Origin of the sequence: Sphingobacterium chuzhouense (genome assembly GCF_014692525.1) — a bacterium.
GTDB classification, from domain to species: domain Bacteria; phylum Bacteroidota; class Bacteroidia; order Sphingobacteriales; family Sphingobacteriaceae; genus Sphingobacterium; species Sphingobacterium chuzhouense.
In genome coordinates, this window is the sequence record NZ_JACNYL010000006.1 from 124609 (window position 1) to 144191 (window position 19583).

Genomic DNA, 19583 nt, shown 5'->3' on the forward strand with positions numbered 1-19583 from the left:
GCTCCGTAATTAAAGGTTTAAGGTAACTCCAAATGAATACCTCCGCACCGGCGGTAGATCAAAATAATCCGTATCTATATCGTCTTTATTAGCGCGCCACAGCAACCCTAGGTTGTTGACCTTCAAGAAAATTCTGATATCTGTATGTCTTCTATAAGGTCTTACCGTAAAGCGATAATCTAGCCCCACGTCCTGCAAACGGATAAGATCCCCCCGGATAATATTAGGCTCCGAGGCCGCGTAGAATCGATCCCGATTGTTTACGGCAGGGTAAGTCATCGACGGCACCGTTGTCTGTTGTTCATCACCCGGATTTTGCCACCTTTTTGAATAATCCGCATGTCCTCCTCCCCATGTGTTAAAAAGGCTGTTATAGGCTATTGTATTTTTTTGCGTATAGTGACCGAACTTATAGGCAATCAGAAACGATAGCGTGAGGTTTTTCCATGTTAAACTTTGCATCAGTGACCCGTAGTAGGGAGGTAACGCGGTTCCATGATATCTCAAGTTCTGTACGGAATCCCTAAGCATATTGTTATAGTCTTTAGAAATTTCATCGTTCAACCATCCCTGTGGATCACCCGTCTCCGAATCCAATCCTGCAAACCTAAAAGAAAAGACCGGATATAGTTCCCTGTCGAGTACTGGCCTAGCCATCGACCTGCCTGATGATTCAGCATAAAACGATCCCGTAACATTTGAACCAAAGAATTTGGTTACGTGGGTTCGACTCCTGGAAAAATTGAATGTACTCTGTCCCGATAATCCGCCCATTTTATATCTTCCTGTTAATCTGGCATCTATTCCCTTGCCTTTCAACTCCGCTACATTTCTCGTGATTGATGAAAAGCCTGTCGTAATATCCATCATATCTGTCGATAGAAGGTCAGATGATTTTTTATCGTATATTTCAAAAGAGCCACTGATCGCATTTTTTAGCAGTGAAAAGTCCAGTCCCAGATTCATCATGCGCACATCCTCCCACCGTAAATTAGGGTTGGAAAGCGTGGTTACTATAGCGTTCGGCCACTGGTTAATTGATGTCGATGAAGGAGACTGGTACGAGATAATCGGCAGCGTGTTGGCCACTCCACCTGAATTGCCGCTATGTCCATATGTAGCTCTCAGTTTCAAGCTATTGATCCAATCGGAACTCTTCAAAAAAGATTCATTGTGCGCTAACCAACTTGCACCGACGGACCACAGCGGATTCCATTTATCGTTCGTACTTACACCGAACAGGTTGGATGCGTCCCGCCTTGTCGAGAAACTCAGACCATATTTATTATCCAAGGTATACCCCATGTTGAAATAAAACGAAACAAAACGTTGTGTCTGCCCCCCATGGCTACCTTCAAGATTCACCGGAATTCGGCTGTTTGATGCGAGACCGTCGAATATAGGATAGGTACCGATGACATCGACTATCTGGCTGATCATTAAATTTTCATCATATCCCAATACGGTAAATCCTTTTGTATCAACCTGCCTATCCGACACCTCCCCTCCGAGCAACATCGTTATTTCATGTCTATTAGCTATGTTTTTGTGATAGTTAGCCTGTCCCCGAAGGTTATAAGATCGCATTGTCTGTATATTTGACGAACGCATACCGCCCAAGGGAACAATATGTTTTATATTGCCACCGTCTATCTGTGTATATCTGTTGATCAGATTACGCATAAAAAATGAATCCTCCCCTCTTAGGGTACCATATTCAAAGGGTTGGTTTTCAAAATTGTATAGCATATTTAACGAGAGACCGTCCATGGGTTGATACTGAAAGGACAACTGTGCCTGGATATGGTTCCGTAGACTACTTGATTCCGTCTGCGTCATTTCATCCGCCGGGTAATACATCCAATCCAATAACGGTAGGTCCTGCAGTGTTTTTATATATTCCAGGTTATAGTTCCTTGGGATAGGTAATGCCTCCTTGTTCTCGCCCCGAAATTGGACATAAGGATAAATAGTGGATCTACTCCCACCGGGGGAAAATCCGTACTCCATGAGATCCCCATAACTTTCCCTGCGCTGATTAGTATAGTTCAGCCTGCCTTCAACAGAGAGTTTAGGACTCAACTGCAAACTCGTCACTGAACGTATGCTAAGCCTATTACTTTTATCGCCCGGCTGGCTGCCCATGCTTTTGTCATATCCGATGGTAAGCCTATGGCTTCCTCTTTGAAAACGATTACTTAGGGCCATGTGGTGCTGTTCAAGAAAGGGGTTACGATAGAACAGATCCAAAAGCTCATGTCTATAATCGATGTTACGATAACGATCAATCGCCGTCTCCATTCCCTGCAGGCCTATAGCCCCCATCTTTTCTTGGTACATTAACTCCACGACAGGTGAAAATATCGTGTTCTTTTTAGTTCTCTCCGCTCCCAAATATGTGGGGTCATAATGTCCCTTTCCAAATAGGAATCGTTCGATATCTATAAAATCCGAAGTGGACAGGTCAGGATTGTAAAACAAATCCGGTTTGCCGCTGATATTGATATTGCTGCTATAATCTATACTGACGCGTTCTCTTCCGGTTGCACCCTTTGTTGTAATAACGATGACACCGTTTCCGGCCCTTGCCCCCCATATCGATGCAGCTGCGGCGTCTTTTAGCAGGGTTACCGATTCGATATCGTTTGGATTTATATTGGCGATATCGCCCTGATAGGGGAAATTGTCCACGACAATCAATGGCCCTGTCATGGTAGAAGACAGCGTGCTTATTCCACGGATATTGAGTTCTGGCGTACCGGATCTATTGTCGAACTGCAGACCCGGCGTCAGGCCTTCCAACCGCTCCAATATATTACTCCCTGTCCGTGTTTCCAAAGCCTCTCTGTCCATGTGCTCAAAACTGCCCGTTGCCCGCTCTTTCGGAAGGTTCTGATAACCTGTCGAAACGATAACTTCTTCAATCTCGGAGATGGACTGCTTCAAGGTAATAACTATTTCTTGTTTCTTTTTATCAAAGTAACGGACAGCACTTTGATAGCCCACATGCTGAAATGTGAGATAACCATTGTCCCGTATAGTAATGATCTCAAACCGGCCTTCCTTATCTGTAGAAACTGCGCTGGCCTGCCCCTGTTCTGCTACGGTCACTTCGGGTATCCCATTGCCAACGCTATCAAGCACCGATCCTACGATGTGTACCTGTCCATGCGCAATTGCACTCGCCCCCAGTATATATACAAATATCATGATGTACCTCATAGTCCACCTCCTAATAAATGATGAGCGATACGCTGGTCAAATAAATTCCTGAAGGTCATTATCTGGATTATCCCGTTGTTGATCCATACATACAGCGGATAGCCATGATGGGGGAAGAGAGTCTGAAGATACCCATCCTCTATAATGGATGAAAAATTGGACTTGTGCAGGTTATAATTTCGGCCTATTGGCCCATCAAGCAGTTTCTCGATTCTGGATATATTATCTGTCGTTCTTACCGGATTAACTTTGACGTATGCGAACCTCTCGGGATGTTGATCTATGGCTTCCTGTATCAGCGTACCGTTCTTTAGGCATGGCGAACACCAGGTTGCCCAAAAACCCAAGATCAATACTTTGTCTTTATACGTAGATAAATCCTGCCTAACAGTATCTCCGTTTATGTAAAGTAGATGCTTTTCCGTCCAGAACTCGTGCGGTACTTTTTGGCCCACTAACAACGGCCTAATCTCGGTTTGCCCTTTGGCAGCCTCCCCGTTCTCGGGAGACTGCGCCTGGGCTGTTGATAGATTAAACAACATGAAACATACTGGTATCGCAAAGTTGAAAAACGTCCTGCTTCGCTTATATCCGGATTTAAAAAGGCAATACCTCTCCCTATTGCATAATTTCTGCATTCTTTTAAATGTTATGCGAAGCAATGGAAAACTGTATGAGCAAGGTTCTGCAGCTATCTCGCTGTCCTAGCTTTTACCGCTTCGCGTGTCAGTAAATAAGGTGAAAAAGAATACGCTGAGACGGTCTTCATAATCCTTCGATAATCGGTTCTGCATCCGTATTCCTAAGTCGGCTCTACAAAAACCGACCACTCTTTGTTGCTTTACAATAACCAAACGCATCTATCATTAGGTAATTAGGCAAAAAATCTCTACATTTAAAGTGCGAATTTTAAAGATAGACTGACCATTTGCCAAAATCCAGTTAGGTGCTTTTGATGGTGGTCGGTAAAGGTGGGAGGCGTAGATTATAACGGCTTTTGTGCTACCGGGCACCGCTATTTCATCCGCTCCCCCACCGTCTCTTTAAACCGCTATTCCGGCGAGCGGATCACATTTTTGAAAAGCAGTTTTCGTGTAGGGCGAGGTTTATGCTCTCCTACGGAATGTGGTGCTTTGTTTTGAGTTTTAATTCCTGTTCTTTTCATAATCATACTTTATGTGGTTAAGAAAAATTCGGAGTCTGATGGAGAAGAGAGGAGGTTTCTGAAAAAGGAAGAGCTCCTACCTTCATCCGCCCCAGTACGGTACTAGCAAAGACCACGACGCAGAATCCAGTAGGAGCTCACCCCATATGCGCAAATGTACAAAATGGGATTGACAGCTCCTAAAGGTCTCGTGTCCAAAAAATTGCTAGTTCTTACCGGGACGAGACTCTAATCAGAACAAACTGATTACAAAACAAATATAACAAACTTTATAAATAACAGCAAACTTAAATGCTGTTTTATAAAATAAAAATAAAAAAGAATTGATAGACAATAAATTAGAGACCGAGTTTTTTTCGACTTTTATTTTAAAATCTATCTCGAAAAGGTTTTCGGGAAAAGAAAAGCGTGATTTCGAATTGAGAGTAAAAGAATTATTGGGAACTAGGAAAAACATCTTAGCGAGGAACTTCTATGATGTTATCACATTGTTAGGTCTCGACATTGATTTAATTTGTGAAAAACTATTTAAAAAGCACAAGTTCAAGTTGATTCGTCAAGTTGGAGATTCCAGTAATAAGCTACGATTTTTTTTATCCATCTTTCTCCAAGACGTAACACAGATAGCTTTAGCTACGGGTATTGAGAACTCGAGGCTAACGAGACTTTTAAGTGGTGAATTCAAGAACTTATACCCTGACGAGGTCTACGGTTTGGCAAAAGCCTTTGACTTAAAACCCAGTCAGCTTTTCGAGTATTTCTATGGTGATGGTGAGCGTCCGGTAGTCGGAGTATAGAAAAAAACAAATTTTTCACTCCGAGATATTTGCATTTTTGAAAATATTTCACGAGATTGGAAATTCATAATTCAGTAGAAGCCCACTAGCGCGCCCGGCAAAAGTGGGTTTCTTTCATTTTACTGAAACATCAGCTCGAAATTCGTTACGATCATAAAAATTCATTAAATTAGGATATTATAAACTATAAAAAAACAATTATGAGTGATCAAACATTCGCTGGTTTTGCCCAGCAAGCAAAAGCCTTTCATGATAAATGTGACCAACAATATCGGGAGATAATGGATCGGATAGAAGTCAAGCAAAAAGAAGAAGCAGAAAGGACGAAAATTCAAAATTACATGTAGAGGAAGAAGACAATGACGAAGGAGAGATATGTTTTATAGACTTTATATGCATTAAAAATAGACATCAGTTTTACAGCTTTACTGTCTAAAAAAGTAGATCAGCGAATTTTTTACATTCCAGCTCGACATCACACTCTACCCATGCTCTTTCCGTGAAATCATACAATTTAGCCGCTACGCCCACAATAAACGTATCGTCTTCCATAATTTCGACCGATTTGGCAACAGCTAAATCAGTATATTGATATTTATCGGAAACTTCGGTTACCTCTACACCACCTGCCGCATCTATACGAAAAGATAACGACAAAAACTGTAGCACGTATGTGCCTAGCCCTGGTTCTCTATTTCCAATCGGACCAAGCATCTCCTGAAACGGATACGGCGTGATGAGACTTCCTTCGTTCTTGTCTTGATCGTAAGATAATATAGCTGACGTATTAGACAATGGGACGATACGCTCCAGCGCACCATCTTCTTTGACCAGATAGGATGGAACAACTTCCTGAAGAAGATCTTTCGATTTCAAGCCATCGTTATTTAGATCGACCGCAATAGCCGATTGCATCGCAACAACATGATACTTTCCTGACAAGCGCTCCGTAGTAGGTGCATCATCTGTTTTACTGCACGACAGGAAGAAACCTAAAGAAAGAATAATAAAAATGGCTTGCGTGTTCATGATCTAAAGATAGTGAATTATTTCTTAGCCGACGCAACAACGTGCTATTTTTCTGATGGACACATAGCATGTAAATGCTACAACCACAGAACTAGGAATTCATAATTCAATTAGAAGCCTACAGTGCGCCGTAGATGATTCCTGTGAATTTATAAAGTATCCAAAACCTCTACTTTTTCAAACTTTATAAACGTCCAAGCAGTTTTTCCCTTCTCGTACCAAACCTTGTAAGTGTGTTTTGGTGGAACAGTAAAATTGAAAGTCAGTTCTGTCTCTGCATCGTTCTTCGGAATAAAAGTCGGCAGGAGCGAGTCAGCGATCTCTTTAATTTGTTTATCGTTCAGCATACTTTTTACCATTAATTTCAGCGAATTTACGACATTCCATCTATACTTCACATATTACCCACTAAGCGTCCGGCGTTGCTTCACGTTTTTCCCGTGCTTGCAGTTTGAGTTCCAATCGGGCTACTTTGTCCATCAAGAGATTACGATGTGCTTGGATTTGCGCATTTTTCTCTTCAAGCTCCCGCAACTGATCTTGTAGGATGATCACCCTTTTTAATAATTGATTTTCCTTCACAATGTATTCGTTAACAGCAGGGGCTTGTGCAGTCTCTTCACTTATTGTATTCCGACTATATTCATTATCCCGGAATAGGGGCGAAAAAGCCTTCATCCAGCTGACAATTGTGCGTTTATCTTTTACGCCATATTTCTTCATAGCATCTTCCAGGAGCAAGTCTCCGGAAAAAATAGCCTTCACGGCTTCTATCTGCACATCTTTTTTACTCTTTTTCATGTATGTTTTCGCATCTAACATTTCTTTTGAAAGCAATATATGTTGTTTCTCAATAAACGTAGCACAAACAACTTTTATATATCCAGTTTTCAAAACAATGCATACATGTAATCCTAAAACTATGCCAAAAGACAATAAGTTTGTTTAAGCCAAATTATTGTTATTGCAACTAATAAAAAATATTTCCAGATTTTTTGACGACGGAACCCCTTCATAGCACACGCTTGAAAAGCATTTTTTTATGTCTTCCATATTGGTTCGTCCCTATTTATAGTCGTCTATCTTTTCACGAATTTTAACATATAGCGGCATCATCGATTCCTGCCATATTTTCATACAAGTATGGTAATTGTGCCTCCTAGCCAATATAGGGCTACTTGATATAGCTGCATAAAATACCTACATTTACCATTTTATCGCTAGCATTTATTTCAATGAACAAATACCACAAGAAGCTCTTCCTTTTTCTGTTTATTTTTGGTTTAACCGGTGTACAATATCTGTACGCACAATCAGCTATTCAACCTGATGAATCTAAAAACTTTGTATTGTTTGATTCTGATTCAATTTTCTATGCTGATAACATAAGGCTGCGGCCAAATATGTTTAACGAATTGGCTTTAAGAGCAGATTCGAAGCGTATCCCTCTCCACAATGTCAAGTTTTTCAATATAGATGAAGGTTTTTTTGCTACCATGCGCCGCTTACCCGGCCTGGGCAAAGAGCAATTGGCAGAGCGGGTAATAGAAGGCAGGATCAATATCTTTATGGAGCGTCCTGACAGCTATTGGAACTACGCAAGTGGATATCGTTATAGTCGGCACCATCGACATCATGACAACGGTGTCAACATGCGGATGTATTTCAATAAGGGGTATGACGACCTTAAAAAAGTTAATTATACCAACCTAAACATGGCTATGGCAGATGATATGGAAAGTATCGATCTGTTGAAGGGTTATCGCAAAAGTGTACGTAGAAGTCGAAATATGTATATTGCTACGGGTGTTGCGCTTGGCGCTTCGTTAGTATCCTTTTTTGTAAACGCAAACCGGAACAAAGTTGATTTTGATATGCAAAATGGATTTTCCAGCGAGCCCCAGGCACCTAATTTTACGAGCAGCTATATTTTGCTCGGCGCAGGCGTCGGATTCGCGATAGGTGGATACACAATGCAATTATCGGGTCTACGCAAACTAGAAGCTGCAGTGGACCATTATAATCGATAATGTCCTACCTATGCAGAAACCTGTTTGCTCCCTTCAAAATACTCTTTTAAGCCTGCAAAATTTTCGCTAACATGAAGATAAACCTGATTATCGAAATTTATGACTATCCCTTCGTCGAGAAAGATGTAAACGCGCTCTCCACCATAATCACGGCCGTCATCATTCCAAGAAATGTTTAGTATCTTATTCTTGAAATCTGATAAATCGGAAATATGTGACACCTTTTTGTTGTAATTATATCTTTTTGCCAACAAATTGAGCAACACATTAGCTTCGTTAAGCAGTAAACTATTATTTTCCATCATACCATTGTCTAATTGCACCATTTTTTGTTATCCACATTAAATGAACACAGTTATAGCAAAATAGTTTTTAATCAACTAGTACAAGCGAAACAGTACATTCTTTTGAAAACGGAAACCCGAACACGTTGTTCAATTAAAACAGAACAATACAGCGTAAATGAAAAATATATCGTTATGAAAAAGGAAAACAATGTATCGCGGAGAAACGCCATAAAAGGAATCGGGGCTACCATGGCCACCTTAGTAGTAAGTCCCTCTTTCGCTACAGGCGGTAGCGACAAAAGGGAGAACACCAACAATCCCGAACTTGAGAACCCATTAGATAAATATCCCAAGCCCCCTTACCCGAAGCAACAGCAACCGCATCCAGGCCTTGCATCGCAGATGGATCCTGTCCCGGATCACGGCGAAAAGTCATATCAAGGAAGCGGACGCCTGGCCGGCCGAAAGGCTCTTATAACAGGAGGAGATTCTGGTATTGGCCGAGCAGCGGCCATTGCCTACGCCCGGGAAGGCGCAGATGTTGCCATAAACTATCTTCCTGCCGAAGAAGAGGATGCCAAGCACGTTATTGCCCTCATCAAGGCGGCCGGCAGAAAGGCGGTAGCTATTCCCGGTGATATTACCGACGCAGCGTTTTGCAGGAAGCTAGTAGAAGAAGCCGTATCACAGTTGGGCGGACTGGATATATTAGTGAACAATGCAGGTTATCAAAAAAGCAACCTGTCGATAATGGACATCAGCGACGATAGCTTCGATGCCACGATGAAGACGAACATCTACGCATTGTTTTGGATCACGCGGGCTGCACTGCCCCATTTGCCGCCCGGAGCGTCCATTATCGCAACAACATCTGTACAGGCATATGATCCTTCAGAAAATCTATTTGACTATTCACAGACCAAAGCTGCAAACGTTGCTTATGTAAAGTCCCTTTCCAAGCAGCTTGGACCGAAGGGTATCCGCGTGAATGGCGTATCTCCCGGCCCAATTTGGACACCGTTGCAGGTCTGCGGTGGCCAGGAGCAGAAAAACCTTCCGAAGTTCGGCGCAGATACACCGCTGGCACGTGCTGGGCAGCCGGCTGAACTTGCTTCAATTTTTGTACAGTTGGCAGATAATAGTGCCAGCTATTCAACAGGGCAGATATACGGCGCTGCTGGCGGAGGCGGTCAGCCATAACGCAGAAAATACGTTTATAACCAATATTTATACTGAAAATCAATAAATATATCTTACACAAAAAGAAAAGTGCCAGAGGCTAAAAATAGCCTCTGGCACTAAATAATAAGCAAATTAAGCCGGAAAAACGTATAAATACGTATAGACAAGTATTTATCACAACAATCGTTTTTCTACATACGGAACGCCGTAAATCGCTCATTTTTAGCATCAGTTTTGTAATAGTTGTAACATCGTTCATAATTTTCAATTTATAAAAATTTATTTATGACATCTATTCAGTTACAACAGCAGATCGAACAAAGCAAATCTACTCTAACACAGTTTGCCAAAAAGTTTACAAAAGACCCAGATGATATCCAGGATCTGGTCCAGGAAACTCTTGTCAAGTCTATAGCGTATATCGACCAATACGAGAATAACCCAAAGTTTATGTCTTGGCTGTATGTGATCATGAAAAATTTATTTATAAATCAATATCGTCGCGATCAGAAAAGATTGGCCTATGAAAACTCCCATTTATGTGACGTACGCGACATGGGCTGTAGTGAACCATTCAGCCGAAATAACAGCGAAGGGAAGTTTACTATGGATGATATTGAATTGGCAATGAAAAAATTACCAGCTGAAAGCAGTGAAATTTTCAACATGCATATCGAAGGCTATAAATACAAGGAGATTGCCGCGTATTTTAATATGCCAGAAGGTACGGTCAAGACCCGTATACACCATGCACGTAAATTTTTACAAGCGCAGTTGTCCACATATAAAACAGCTGGTTAATAAGATCTGACTGGCATTCGATCCGCAGGGTTTTTAACCCTGCGATCTTCCAATTTAAAACCTAACGCCTATCTTCTCCTGTCTTCAATAAACAGTTATTTTTGTCAAATCAAACATTTGATTTATGCAAATTCATTAAAACACATTATGCATATTCATTAATACATATTATGCAAATTCATCAACAGAGCGGGCCAGTTGCTTAACATTAATGCACTTTCGAATGAAGCAGATATTGCCTATAACACGGCCAAGGAATGGCTTTCTATATTGGAAAGCAGCTATATAACATTTCTCTTACAACCGTATTATGAGAATCGGAATAAAAGGCTCGTTAAGACACCTAAGCTCTATTTTTACGATACTGGCCTGCTGTGCTTTTTATTAGGGATCAGAACGGATGAGCAGCTGCTTACCGATAGATCAAAAGGCAATGTATTCGAAAATATGATCGTAGCAGAACACCAGAAAGCACTCTACCATCAGTACCTGTTCGAGGAATTGTATTTTTGGCAGGACAGCAATGGCGTAGAAATCGATTTACTATGGAAAAACAGGGATACTTATTTTGCGACAGAAATTAAAGCGACCAAAACGGTACAAAATGACCTATTCAAGCAATTAGACAAATTTCAGTCTCATATGAGCCCGCATGCAGTACAAAAGGTATTGCTATATGGCGGAAACGAATCCCAGCGCCGCACCCATTATGACATCGTAAGTTGGAAGCAAGCGTCTAACGGACTCTATTTCACCACCCGATGAAATTCCGGTGGGCTGACATAATGCACCATACGCATCTTAATACTCCCGTTGGAACGTTCTGAAGGACGACCGTAAGCCAAAGGTAAAAATCATTGAATGATGGTAATCGCCGCTAACCGTATTCTTGTTGCGACGATCTATCAGCCCCAACTCCCAGCGCAGATTATATTTCGGGTTCATAACGTACGAAAGGCGGAGCTCGTGGTAAAACAAGTTATTTAGATTCCCTTGCGCTATCTTAAAACCATCCTCTGTCACGTCTTCCTTAAATAGATCTACCCCGACATTACGAGTATCAGTTGGGTCAAGACCATAACGTGCGTACATGGACTGGCCATAAACTTCCCATCGGTTCCAACGGTAGGTAGCAATTCCCAATGCCTCACGGAAATTGGCTCCCCGAGGATGGGCCAATGGTTCCCCGTTACTTGTATAGTTAATCCGGTTGTTAGGATGTTGATAGGTATAGGGGGCCGCTTGATTATACTCTACCGTCACATTCAAGTTCGCAACATCAAACAGGTCATACGTTTTTCCGCCCAGTTGAAACGCTGTACGGTGATTGTCGCCGCTTCCGAAACCAAACTTAGAAATATCATCCGCATACAACTGCCCATAAAAGATATATTTCTGCCAAGGCTGATATTTCACATTTAGCCCTAAACCGCCGTTCGCCTTTCCCCCTGTACCTTGATTGTTCTGCGCCCATATGAGGGAGTGGAAAAGACCCAGTGTTACCTTTTCACCTGCCAGATAATCAACATACTGGAAAGCACCATACTTAACACCATTCCCTAGTCGTTCTGAAAAAGGATTATCGACGTCCGCCATACGTGGGTTTCGCAGATCGTTCATATATGCCCATATCGAATGATATTGCCAGCGGCCAACTGTTCCCGATAAGCGGGCGTGTGTGAAATTGTACGGATTATCAGAGATTAAGACGGATCTATACCCCTCACCGATATGGAGTTTATCATAGGCTACGCTCACGTTAAATGCATCCGAGAAATGGTAACTCATGTTCGCCGTAGCGTTCATCCAATCGTATTTACCTGTGTTTAAGTTTTTAGAAAAACCTTGTCCGGGCAAATTACCAATTCCGCGGGCCGTACTGTCGATATAACTCGCATAGCGCGCCTGATTCTCGTAGAAACTAACAAATAAAGAAAACTTCTTGTTCACCGAAAGACCCGCCTGTGCACCACGTGTATTTGTCCACAAACTCTTGCTATTCGTTCCGCGTTCGCCTCCGATTATAAAATCGGGCATGAAATCCAGATAAAAGGTGTGGTCGTCTTTAGCAACTTCTATCAGATGTTCGTTAAACAGCTTCCGGTACCACCAACTTCTGGTGGTATCTTGCGTGCCTATTTCGTGCCGGGCATCTATATTCGCTCCGATAAACGGCTTTACCACTGTATGAGTTAAGCTATCCGCATGTATCTGTGACATATTCCGCTGATACTGCTCGTATGAATAGGGCTGGTAATGGATTTGGGATATCCCTGCTTTAGTGGCAAGCAGCCCCAGAACTAGAAGTATTAAACGTGCATGTTTCATTTTTTATTTACAAAATAATCTATTGGCCAAGTATAATCGTCATTCTTTGCATTTTCTATGCCATAATCGGCGAACACCAACAATTCACTTTCTGGTTCCATTGCTTGGAATGCTGTACCATAGCCAACCGGAACATGTATCACTCGTTGTTCTTCTGTTTTTAATATACGCTTTTCGACAGGTAGATCCGGCGATGCATTTTCCCAATCATCTATACGCACGAGATCTAACGCAAAAGTGCCAGAAAGCACATAAAACCAACGCTGTTCCATACGATGTGCTCGCCAGCCGCGAATTAACTCCGTATCCGTATTTTTGATAATATAAAAACGTTTGACCGGCGTCATATCAAAATCGTTGACAAACCTAATTTGCCCGCGGTGGTCTTTCGCAATTCCTCCTATTATAGATTTTACTATCTTTTCTTCCATTATTATGCTTTTATGGCTGTTTCTCCGACACGGAAATATTTCCGGATCACCCACATTTTTATAATTAGATATAGCACACTCAATCCACCCAGAAGTACGAGCGCAAATATCCATTGCGTGATAGCATCTTTATTGGCAAAGTGTATTACAGTTAGGCCGATGAGAAACTGGATTGCTCCATATAAAAAAGAGATCAACAGTTTATTGACACCAGCTTCATTACCTAAGAACTGATATAGGTGCGAGCGGTGTGCTTCAAAAATATTTTCTCTTAGATACAATCGACGGATAATCGTCCATACCGCATCAATACCATACACCGTTAGAAAAAGGAAATAAATCAGATTGCCGGTTTTGATAATGAGTGCTCCTAATGCAAAGAGCAAGATGTAAGCAATAGCTACAGAACCAACGTCGCCAGCAAAACATTTTGCTTTCGTGCGGAAATTGAAAAACGTAAATACCAATACGCCCAGCATTGTATATGCCAATAAATCCTGAGCAACAAACCCCACTTCGTTATTCACCAACATCAACAAACCACCAACTGCTAAACTATAACAGGCTGTGATACCATTGATACCATCCATAAAGTTATAGGCGTTAATCACCCCGACTACAACGATAAAGGTAATAAGCAGGTAGTACCAAGGCATTTCAAACACATCTAGTTGATAAGCCATAAGCAATACGGAGGCAAAATGGATTAAGAGACGTATTCTATTAGACAGCGTAAAAACATCATCCAAAAAAGAGACGACCGTCATCAGGGTTAGTCCCAGAAAGAACCAAGGATATTGAAAGCCGGACAGAAAAAAGTAAACTAATGCGCCTAGGTAAAAGATGACGCCCCCTCCCCGCAATGTAATAGTCGTATGGGAGGATCGCTCGTTGGGCTTATCGATAATATTAAAACGATCGGCGACACGAAAGTAAAGCAGTTCTAAAACAAATAGTGCAATGAGTACAAGTATGTATGCCATGTTTGTTATTTGTATTTTTTACAAGTTACGAAAACTCCTAATTGTTTTCTCCAATCCCTCTTTTGCTGTTAGCGGTAGTTTTTCAATGCCCAGTGCTTGTTTAATCTTAACATTTGATACTACGTAAGATTCCGTTAACTTTTTTAGTCGTTCAGAATTTAAGGGTAGCGGTAAGACATCGCCAATTTTGACTGTACCTCTAATTAATCCTGCAGGGATATGCCATAGTTTGGGTTTCTTATCTAACGTTTCGGAAATCAACGACACTAGTTCATTGGTAGATAAAGCTTCGTCATCTGCAAAATTGTACACGCCAGAAGGTAATCCTGTATGTACTAACATCTGCTCTAAAAGATAACTTAGATTATCTATACTTAAAAATGACCGTTGGTTGTGAAATGCTGCCAATGGCCAGGGAATACCTTTTTCTACCACTTTATACAGAAGATTTAAGTTACCTTTATTACCCGGACCATGGATCATGCAAGGACGAATAATAAAAAGGCGCTTACCTTCCGGCAAAGTTTGGTCAAGAAGATACTGCTCTGCTTCCAATTTCGATTTTCCATAAGGTGTATAAGGTTTGCCCTGCACATCTTCTTCTAACACCCCTTCTACGGTATCGGCGACGGCTTTCACTGAACTGAAATAAAAGAAGTCACGGATATTTGATTCCAAGAATGATTTGAACAGCGTTATCGTTAAATCCCGGTTGACATGGAAATATTCCTCATCAGCAGAGGTATTAGCAGTATCATGCGCTTTTCCAGCAAGATGTACAATAGCCGTTGCGTCTAGTTCTAAATGATTTTGCCAATTTTCGTTACGTAGAGAAATTTTTTTAACATTATATTGTCTCTTCCGTAAGTATTGCTGTAAATTTTGTCCGACAAAGCCGGAAGCTCCTGTTATTATGATCTGCATAATGTCACATATAATTCAAGTTGTTTCGACCACACAATCTCATTAGCAAAGTATTCAGCAACACGTAGTTGTCCGTTCTTTCCATAAACTTTAGCCAAATCCCTGTTCTCATATAGTGTTAAGATGGCCTCACTTAATTTAGTTGCGTCTTTCGGTGCGACACGCAACCCAGTTATGCCATCCTCGGTAGTATCTCTCAAGCCAGGTATATCCGCTACAATGGTCGGCAATCCCATACTTGAAGCTTCGATTGCAACATTCCCAAATCCTTCTCGATAAGAATAGAGTATAAGAACATCCCCTAACATATATACTGGTCTAACGTCTATTTGTTTTCCTAGATAGTGAATGTTGGGGTGCTCCTCGATTAACGAATAGTATTCTTCTGGAATAGGATCTTGCCTTTCAATAGGCCCCGCGATAATTAATCGAATGTTTGCGTTGAAGGCTAGACAGAATTTAAATGCTTCCAGTAACTCAATCATTCCTTTGTCTCGCGTAACTCTACCAACAAATATTAACTTAAAAGCTCCAGGAGGTATATTATACTCGTGTTCTAATTCCTTCGACTTTTTATAGATCTCTTCAGACACCGAATAGTGCGTTATATTGATTCCATTGCTACTACCTTTACTTAAAACTACACATTTTTGCTTGGATACAATTCCAATTTGTTCAGCATGGGCTTTCAAGCTAGGGCTGATAGCAATAACTTTATTTGCTAACGCACAAGTAACCTTCTCCGTTAACCGAACAATACCTTTCTTTAATCCAGAAAGAGTGTCTGAGCGTATACCGCGCAGTGTAAAAATCAATGGAGTTCTCCAAAAAAAAATATGGGCTAAGCTAAATAAAAATCCTGTCTTAGGATTGCCGGCATTAATGATATCTGGTTTTTCCCTTTTTACAAGTTTAATTACTCTTATGAGATCTCTCAAATCGCTAAAGGGGGATATCTCTCGAGCAAAAGGTATCTTTATTACTTTTACGGGTTCGCTGTCCTCTAACCTATCTATTTCAATACCAGGTCCGGAAACCACAATCACTTCATGTCCTTGACTTGCGAGATATTTTCCCTGTCCCTTAATAAAGTTTGCACAAAAAGAGTCAGATATCGCTATTAGAATTTTCATTGTCATTTATCGAATCAAGTAACTCTTTTGAACTATAGATAGAAAATTGACTATCTCTATTTTCTTTAATAAATTTTGCGGGTACACCGCCATATATCGCATTATCCTCGGTATCCTTTACCACAAAAGCATTTGCACCTACAATACAGCCTTTCCCAACTGTAACGCCACATTTCACTGCGACATGAGCGGCTAGCCACGTTCCCTTCCCTATAACAATCTTTCCCGGCAAACTCCCACCAAATCGAACAGAGTTGTTTCTGAAAACATGTTGCATTGTACTAATCACCACATAAGGAGCCAGGACAACCTCATCTTCAATAATTAACCCCCCCATACCGTTCAACCATCCCCCTTTTGCAATATATACATCATTACCTATTTCAATATTGTAGGAGTTTAACAAGGTTAGATCTCGTCCAAGCTCTAATCGTTTCCCACATCTCTTAAAGAAAGGACGAGCAAGTGTACCTCGTAACTTAATAGTAAATCTATTATCTGGAAGCCAATTTGTGATTAAGAGAACAAACCACAAAGGAAGCACATATCTAAGTTGTATAGTAATCTGGCTCATAAGTCAATTATTTCTTTAATGAATATAGCTCTCCTATTCTGTAATACGTATTCAGTATATTTTTCGGCAACGTGTAAATTACGACAAGCAATAGCAATTTTTTCGACTGTTCCACATTTTAATATCCCTTCGACTTGCTTTGCCAATAATTCCCAAGACCCTGGTTTATGAATATACTTTTCTTCTAATAATTCTCGTGTCCCTCCAACATCAGAACCAAGACAAATCTTCCCTCTACTCATTGCTTCTATTATCACTCTAGGTAAGCCTTCCGTTTTTGAGGGATGCATATAAATATGCATATCGTCCAAAAACGGCATTATTCCATCTTTGCCTGCATTTAAAGCTCCAATGATATTAACTTGATTCTCTACCTGATAATGTCTTGCTAAATCTTCTACCCAACTTGGGTCTCCTGTACCAACTAAACTTAATTCAATTCCTGAATACCCCTGATCTTTCAAATATTTTAATGCTTTCAGAGCTTCTAAATGTCCTTTATATTGAACATGAAAAGATCCAATCAATCCTATTCTGAATATGTCGCTTTCTCTACCATAGAATTCTCTTACGATACCCTCATTTACAACCTCTTCTAATCTTACATTGGAAATTGCTTCCGTTTTGTTAGGGCAAGGATATCTTTTTTGTAAAACTTCTTGTGTTACATAAATTACATGTTGTGCCTTACTAACTATTTTCTTCAGTTTTATCGCTTCTAAAGGAGCAATAAACTTTCCAATCCAACTACCGTGATGCCAATATGCTTCAAAAGGATCTCCTACTATCTCTACTACATATTTTTTATTAGTTGTATTACAAATATCAAATGCCCAGCTACCTAATGTACTAGGCAATCTAACTATTACGAAATCCGCTACATCAATAATAGTTTTTAATTCCTCTTGTATTTTCTTTTTATTTTTTAAAACGCTCTTAAACCCACTTGCTCCTTCAATCAGTTTAAAATTTACATTCTCTGCAGACGATACGACTAGCTTATTAGGTAGTTTTTCTATTTTTCTCCCCACAACGGTTAAACTATCAAATAATTCTAAATAGCGTCGCCACAGCTTTTCATCAAAAGCCCCTCCCGAACCATCATAATAGAGATCTGTAACTGAATTGTAAACAAAATTGTGATCATGTATAAAAGCCGCTTTCATATTTCGTAAATACTATTATTATTATTTTTGATTAAAAAAATCTGCTACGATATTCCTAGATTCTTTTACATTATTATCTTTAATAATAATCCTGCTGTTACCCCCTTTAACTCTTGAATGTCGAGTAATTCTTATTAAGTTTGCGAAGTTCGTTTTAAGAATTGTATTATTAGTAAATTTTATCTGACTTTCCTCCAGTCCTGTGAAAAGTAAGGCTCCTTCTATTTCATTATTGATAATTTCTGACATTTTCACATTCAAAACGTTCAAAACATAACTATCAAAAAAAGGTGTTTTTATCGCTTCTGACCGCAGCTTATTATTTTTGAATAAAAATTCATCCAATTCACGTGCATAGAATAAATGGTTAAGCTCAATTGACTTTTCCTGACCTATTCTAGAGGTATTGAAACTTATCTCCTTCCTAGAATAAATAAACTCATTATCTAAAACTGATAATCGGGCAGGTGTATTCCCTCCCCTATAATATAAAACTCTAAAATCAAATTTAATTCTATTTCTCGACAAAATTAATTCCCTGTTTACATTAAGCGGAATAGTTGTCTTATCTTCAAAAATTATAGTATGTCCTTTTGCATCAATAATATTATCTGTAAACGTTATTTTACCCGTTCCGTCATACAAATCAAAAAGTTGCTTTCCATTTTTTGAGTTAGCAATGATTGTATTGTTAGCAAAGAATACATCTGTAGTAGGTCGAAGGGAACGCTTTTTGTTTTTCTCATCAGATACATAATCTGTAAATTTAAATCCTCTATTCACATTCATAAATAAGAATTTATTAGAATCAAAATATACGTCATTAATTCCCGACAATCTAATCGCATCATTCTGATTTTTTACACTTTGGGTCGCATGTGAAAAGTCAACGGTTATAGTATTTCTTTCAAATCTATACCCCCCACTTGTCCGGTTGTTACCATTCACAAATCGGATTCCTCCACGGATGTCACAACCGATTAAATTAAAGGCAACGATGGGATTATTGCCAACATTTTTTATGGCATACTGTATATTCTTCTGATAATAGTTGTGAAGTTTACAATTTACAAAAGAGCTATTATTTGCTTCTAGTTGTATTAATGTGCCGTAGTTATGTCCAACTATTTCGCATCCTTCAAAAACGACTCCTGTATTCTGAATGGCTATCATTTTTAATTTCGAGCCAGTAATAGTTAAATTCTTAATTGTAACGTCTTTTTCGGAAATCTTTATCGATATTGAAGCGTTAGTCATAGGTTCAAGAATTGCTCCATTCCCTTCAATTGAACACCGTATGTCCAATTGATTGTATAATCTGTATTTCTTATTCTTCTCCAGAAATACTACCTTCTTCCCATTTTTTAAAGCCTGATCTATTAGCTTTTGCAAATCCTCCTCAGCCCCACTTTGATTATCTAAAAAAACTGGTGATATTGCCATCATATTTCCGACACATACACTACCAGTAATAAAAGAAAAAAGCAATCCCCAAAAAAGAAGTTGTATTTTTAATAAAGTCATAGCATCA

General features: G+C 40.0%; 20 protein-coding genes. 6 read left to right on the plus strand and 14 right to left on the minus strand.

Features of this window, described 5'->3' with window-relative positions:
- Nucleotides 1-9 precede the first annotated feature (9 nt).
- Entirely contained in the window at nucleotides 10-3210 is a 3201-nt protein-coding gene (locus tag H8B21_RS19495) for a SusC/RagA family TonB-linked outer membrane protein (RefSeq protein ID WP_190315529.1), read from the minus strand.
- Between the two features lie 8 nt (nucleotides 3211-3218).
- Nucleotides 3219-3764, minus strand: a complete 546-nt coding sequence (locus tag H8B21_RS19500) for a TlpA family protein disulfide reductase (protein WP_190315530.1) — start codon at nucleotides 3762-3764, stop codon at nucleotides 3219-3221.
- A gap of 946 nt (nucleotides 3765-4710) precedes the next feature.
- Between H8B21_RS19500 and H8B21_RS19505 the strand changes: the two genes are divergently transcribed.
- Together H8B21_RS19505 and H8B21_RS19510 are read left to right on the plus strand one after the other, a co-directional pair.
- Complete coding sequence (locus H8B21_RS19505) at nucleotides 4711-5184, plus strand: helix-turn-helix domain-containing protein (protein ID WP_190315531.1); 474 nt, start codon at nucleotides 4711-4713, stop codon at nucleotides 5182-5184.
- 200 nt (nucleotides 5185-5384) lie between these two features.
- Nucleotides 5385-5531 (plus strand): hypothetical protein, encoded by a 147-nt coding sequence (locus tag H8B21_RS19510; RefSeq protein ID WP_190315532.1) that lies wholly within the window; start codon nucleotides 5385-5387, stop codon nucleotides 5529-5531.
- A gap of 85 nt (nucleotides 5532-5616) precedes the next feature.
- On the opposite strand, the gene H8B21_RS19515 is transcribed toward H8B21_RS19510, so the two are convergent.
- The 3 genes from H8B21_RS19515 to H8B21_RS19525 all read right to left on the minus strand — a co-directional run bounded on the left by H8B21_RS19515 (nucleotide 5617) and on the right by H8B21_RS19525 (nucleotide 7014).
- Complete coding sequence (locus H8B21_RS19515) at nucleotides 5617-6213, minus strand: hypothetical protein (RefSeq protein WP_190315533.1); 597 nt, start codon at nucleotides 6211-6213, stop codon at nucleotides 5617-5619.
- A gap of 149 nt (nucleotides 6214-6362) precedes the next feature.
- Entirely contained in the window at nucleotides 6363-6560 is a 198-nt protein-coding gene (locus H8B21_RS19520) for a hypothetical protein (protein WP_190315534.1), read from the minus strand.
- A gap of 61 nt (nucleotides 6561-6621) precedes the next feature.
- Complete coding sequence (locus H8B21_RS19525) at nucleotides 6622-7014, minus strand: hypothetical protein (RefSeq protein WP_190315535.1); 393 nt, start codon at nucleotides 7012-7014, stop codon at nucleotides 6622-6624.
- 434 nt (nucleotides 7015-7448) lie between these two features.
- Between H8B21_RS19525 and H8B21_RS19530 the strand changes: the two genes are divergently transcribed.
- A complete protein-coding gene (locus H8B21_RS19530; protein WP_190315536.1) occupies nucleotides 7449-8243 on the plus strand; it encodes a hypothetical protein in 795 nt (264 codons plus the stop codon).
- 8 nt (nucleotides 8244-8251) lie between these two features.
- Here the strand turns inward: H8B21_RS19530 and H8B21_RS19535 are convergent, their stop codons facing one another.
- A complete protein-coding gene (locus H8B21_RS19535; protein ID WP_190315537.1) occupies nucleotides 8252-8569 on the minus strand; it encodes a hypothetical protein in 318 nt (105 codons plus the stop codon).
- 81 nt (nucleotides 8570-8650) lie between these two features.
- Between H8B21_RS19535 and H8B21_RS19540 the strand changes: the two genes are divergently transcribed.
- The 3 genes from H8B21_RS19540 (at nucleotide 8651) to H8B21_RS19550 (ending at nucleotide 11278) form a co-directional block, all read left to right on the plus strand.
- Nucleotides 8651-9730 carry an SDR family oxidoreductase gene (locus H8B21_RS19540; RefSeq protein ID WP_223815151.1) on the plus strand — a complete coding sequence of 360 codons (1080 nt, stop codon included), beginning with the start codon at nucleotides 8651-8653 and terminating at the stop codon, nucleotides 9728-9730.
- Between the two features lie 267 nt (nucleotides 9731-9997).
- Nucleotides 9998-10513 (plus strand): RNA polymerase sigma factor, encoded by a 516-nt coding sequence (locus H8B21_RS19545; protein WP_190315538.1) that lies wholly within the window; start codon nucleotides 9998-10000, stop codon nucleotides 10511-10513.
- A 180-nt stretch (nucleotides 10514-10693) separates the two neighbouring features.
- Nucleotides 10694-11278 carry an ATP-binding protein gene (locus H8B21_RS19550; protein ID WP_394366360.1) on the plus strand — a complete coding sequence of 195 codons (585 nt, stop codon included), beginning with the start codon at nucleotides 10694-10696 and terminating at the stop codon, nucleotides 11276-11278.
- Between the two features lie 36 nt (nucleotides 11279-11314).
- Here the strand turns inward: H8B21_RS19550 and H8B21_RS19555 are convergent, their stop codons facing one another.
- From H8B21_RS19555 to H8B21_RS19590, 8 genes are read right to left on the minus strand one after another with little or no spacing between them, the layout of a single operon-like run.
- Nucleotides 11315-12841 carry a gliding motility protein RemB gene (locus tag H8B21_RS19555; RefSeq protein WP_190315539.1) on the minus strand — a complete coding sequence of 509 codons (1527 nt, stop codon included), beginning with the start codon at nucleotides 12839-12841 and terminating at the stop codon, nucleotides 11315-11317.
- The gene (locus H8B21_RS19560) at nucleotides 12838-13272 is read right to left on the minus strand and encodes a WxcM-like domain-containing protein (RefSeq protein WP_190315540.1); all 435 of its coding nucleotides are present in this window, start codon (nucleotides 13270-13272) and stop codon (nucleotides 12838-12840) included. The genes H8B21_RS19555 and H8B21_RS19560 overlap by 4 nt, the downstream gene beginning before the upstream one ends.
- Before the next feature lie 2 nt (nucleotides 13273-13274).
- Nucleotides 13275-14255 (minus strand): MraY family glycosyltransferase, encoded by a 981-nt coding sequence (locus H8B21_RS19565; protein ID WP_190315541.1) that lies wholly within the window; start codon nucleotides 14253-14255, stop codon nucleotides 13275-13277.
- An 18-nt stretch (nucleotides 14256-14273) separates the two neighbouring features.
- A complete protein-coding gene (locus H8B21_RS19570; protein ID WP_190315542.1) occupies nucleotides 14274-15179 on the minus strand; it encodes an NAD-dependent epimerase/dehydratase family protein in 906 nt (301 codons plus the stop codon).
- Nucleotides 15167-16312, minus strand: a complete 1146-nt coding sequence (locus H8B21_RS19575) for a glycosyltransferase family 4 protein (RefSeq protein ID WP_190315543.1) — start codon at nucleotides 16310-16312, stop codon at nucleotides 15167-15169. The genes H8B21_RS19570 and H8B21_RS19575 overlap by 13 nt, the downstream gene beginning before the upstream one ends.
- Nucleotides 16287-16886 (minus strand): acyltransferase, encoded by a 600-nt coding sequence (locus H8B21_RS19580; RefSeq protein ID WP_190315544.1) that lies wholly within the window; start codon nucleotides 16884-16886, stop codon nucleotides 16287-16289. The genes H8B21_RS19575 and H8B21_RS19580 overlap by 26 nt, the downstream gene beginning before the upstream one ends.
- The gene (locus H8B21_RS19585) at nucleotides 16883-18052 is read right to left on the minus strand and encodes a glycosyltransferase family 4 protein (protein WP_190315545.1); all 1170 of its coding nucleotides are present in this window, start codon (nucleotides 18050-18052) and stop codon (nucleotides 16883-16885) included. Before H8B21_RS19585 ends, H8B21_RS19580 begins: the two co-directional genes overlap by 4 nt.
- Nucleotides 18053-18073: 21 nt before the next feature.
- Entirely contained in the window at nucleotides 18074-19576 is a 1503-nt protein-coding gene (locus tag H8B21_RS19590; RefSeq protein ID WP_190315546.1) for a hypothetical protein, read from the minus strand.
- Between the last annotated feature and the right edge of the window lie 7 nt (nucleotides 19577-19583).